Source organism: Brachyspira sp., from assembly GCF_029258575.1.
GTDB lineage: Bacteria > Spirochaetota > Brachyspiria > Brachyspirales > Brachyspiraceae > Brachyspira.
The window spans coordinates 1-3,084 of the sequence record NZ_JARHYI010000037.1 but is presented as its reverse complement, the minus strand read 5'-3'; the positions used below and the strand labels follow the sequence as shown (position 1 = coordinate 3,084).

Sequence of the window (3,084 nt, the reverse complement as noted above, 5' to 3'; positions counted from 1 at the left end):
TATTTATATTATGATTAAAATATAAAGCATCATCAAACATACTTGTCATATAAACAACTTTTGATGTATCCCAAGTTTCTATACCATCAAAATTTCTTCTTATGCTTCTTAAAAATAAATAGCTCATATCTGTTATTGAACTTGTATCAATATTTCTAAGAGGAATATTCTCATCTTCAAGTAATTCTCTTAATTGTTCTAAATTTTTTGGTCTACACAAATAAACTTTAGTTACATAAATATCATCTTCTTCATAATCATCTTCTTCATAATTAGTATTGTCATTTGAATAAGCTTCAATAACAGCATTTATTACAGGAACATTAATTTGTTTTATTAAATCTAAAGCCGTAATTCCATCATTATTTTTGATATTTAAATCTGCTCTGAAACCAATAAACATTTGTATAATCATAATATTTCCAAGTCTTAATGTATGATGAAGTAATGTATCCCCGTTCTCATCTTGCATATTAAAAAAATCTTGATTTTCCCATAAAGACATTAATGAAGGAAAATCCTGATTTTTAATAGCATCTAAATATTTTTGAAATTCTTGCATTTTTTCTCCTTGAATATTTTAATATCTCAAATTATTATAAATATTTTTTAATTAATTTATATAAAATTATTGAGGCTTACCTAGATAATAAAGATAAATAATTCTTAGATATTTATAGCAGCTAATTATTATATAATAAACTTATAATTTTTCAAGAATTAAAATAGCTCCAAATATAAATCTACTAAGTAGATGCTTATTATTTTCTGATATATTTAATATTTCTAATTCTATATTTATCATATCAGAGAAATCAGAATAATTTCTATTAATACCATTTTCTATTGATATATCTAACACTAATCCGCTTACTTTTTCATCAAATTTATATCCGTCTATTGTAAAATAATCTTCATAATATTCTTTAAATGAATATTCATTAACAAAATTTTTTATTTTAGAAAATGTATATTCATCATTATATGAATAAAATTCTTGTTCTAAATCATTAATAACTCTTAATTGATTAATAGGCTGAACAATTTCATAATCTAATAATTGTTTTTTCCATTTATCTATAATCTCATTGGTCATTTCTTGAGTATATGCCAAACTAATAAGACTATTTTCACTTATTTTTACTTCATTATCATCATAATCAGTAAAACTTCCGTCAGCTGAATATCTGAATGTTGTTATAAAATTTGATTTTTCATCATATAAATTCCAAATTAACTTAACAGCATACTCATTAAAAAAATAATGATCTATATAAACAGATTTCCAAAAATTATAAGAATATTTTTTCCCATTCATTAAAAGATGTATAATTTTACTTCTTTGATTTTTAACAATATTTTTTATTTCTTTTTTAATGAAAGTTATTTCTGATTTTAATTCTTTAGAAAAAGTTTTAGGTATTGTTTTCAATTCTTTATTATCAAGCATAATATGAACTTCTCTATTATTATCCATAAAAATTTTGTATTCTTTATCTTCTGCATATACTATTCTCTCACCATTTTTATCAAAACTAAAATCAGGAATCAACAAATCATCTAATTCAAATCTGTCAACATTCATTCTATTAGCTATAATATCAAGTGCTAAATTTGAAGAATTTTTTATACTTTCTTTTTTTGATTTTTTATGTAAATTATTAAGTAAATTTAATGCGTATTTAGAATCATTTAAACCTAAAATATAAATATAATAAGGAGCAGGATAAAATTCTTCTTTTAAACTATCAACATAATCTTTTACTATTTTTCCATCACCATATATACCGCAAATAATTCTTGAAGCTAATTTACTTCTGTCATCTAAAAATATTTCATAAGATGTATTTCTAAAACTTTCTATATCAAGCAAATTAACAAGATTATCAATAATCGATAATCTTACAACATTATTTTTTACTTTTAAGTAACTTCCATAAATAAATCTAATCATTTTTGTACTAATTTTTTCTTTTCCATCTTTAGTAAGAATTGTATATTTATCATCTATAAACTTTATACTTCTATCAAATGATTTATCATAATTATTATTAACATATTCTTCTGCTTCTTCAATATTTGCAAAAGTTATTTTATTAGAATTATCTTCCATTGCCTCTTTTAACTCTTTAAGCTCATCAGCGTAATCATTTTCCAATTTTGCTACAAAAGCAATAATGTTTCTATTAATTGAATTTTTTAAAGTCTTATACCATAATTTTACATCTATTTGCTGTAATTTTTTATCTTGATAATATTTGTCATAGAACAAATAGCATAATAAATTAAGGGGTTGCATATCAGAATATATTTTTTTACGCATTTCATTAGGAAATGTAAAATCAACATTATGTTTTAAATTATCAAATTTCCATTTATACGGAATACATTGAAAACTGCGTGCAGTATTAAACATAAATTCAATTGATTTTACTTTACTAATATCCCAATTATTTAAATCCTGATTATAATTTCCAGCAAGATAAAACATAAAAGACATATCTTTTACATTTGAAACATTCCAATTACTTATGTCCTGATTGAAATTAGTGCAATTACTAAACATACTAGACATATTTGTTACATTGGAAGTATCCCAATTATTTAAAGGTTGATTGAAATTAGTGCAATTACTAAACATACTAGACATATTTGTTACATTAGAAGTATTCCAATTATTTAAAGGCTGATTAAATTTCTTGCATTCTTTAAACATACTGCTCATATTTTTAACATTAGAAGTATTCCAATTATTTAAAGGCTGATTAAATTCGCTGCATTCTTTAAACATACTGCTCATGTTTTTAACATTAGATACATCCCAAGTTTCTATACCTGAGAAATCTTTTCTTCTACTATTAAGAAATAATTCACTCATATCAGTTATTAAACTTGTATCAATACTACCAAGATTAATATTTTCATCTTCTGTTAATTTTTTTAATTCTCCAAAATTTTTTGGTTTGAATTGTTTTTCCATATAAACTCCTTATATAAAATTATTCTTTATGGTTTAATATCCACGTGAATGAGGAATATACCAAAAAGGTGGATTATCATCCATACCTGATTCTTCAAACATAA

General features: G+C 22.4%; 2 protein-coding genes. Both read right to left on the bottom strand.

Features of this window, described 5'->3' with window-relative positions; all coding sequences use genetic code 11:
• Positions 1-562 (bottom strand): BspA family leucine-rich repeat surface protein (locus Q1J76_RS03075; RefSeq protein ID WP_300377866.1); only part of this gene is annotated, 562 nt, incomplete at its 3' end.
• 141 nt (positions 563-703) lie between these two features.
• Positions 704-2,980 (bottom strand): BspA family leucine-rich repeat surface protein, encoded by a 2,277-nt coding sequence (locus Q1J76_RS03070; protein WP_300377863.1) that lies wholly within the window; start codon positions 2,978-2,980, stop codon positions 704-706.
• Between the last annotated feature and the right edge of the window lie 104 nt (positions 2,981-3,084).

Excerpts from the sequence above, each read along its gene's own strand:
- Q1J76_RS03070 (WP_300377863.1), bottom strand. The coding sequence starts at position 2,980 with ATGGAAAAACAATTCAAACCAAAAAATTTTGGAGAATTAAAAAAATTA.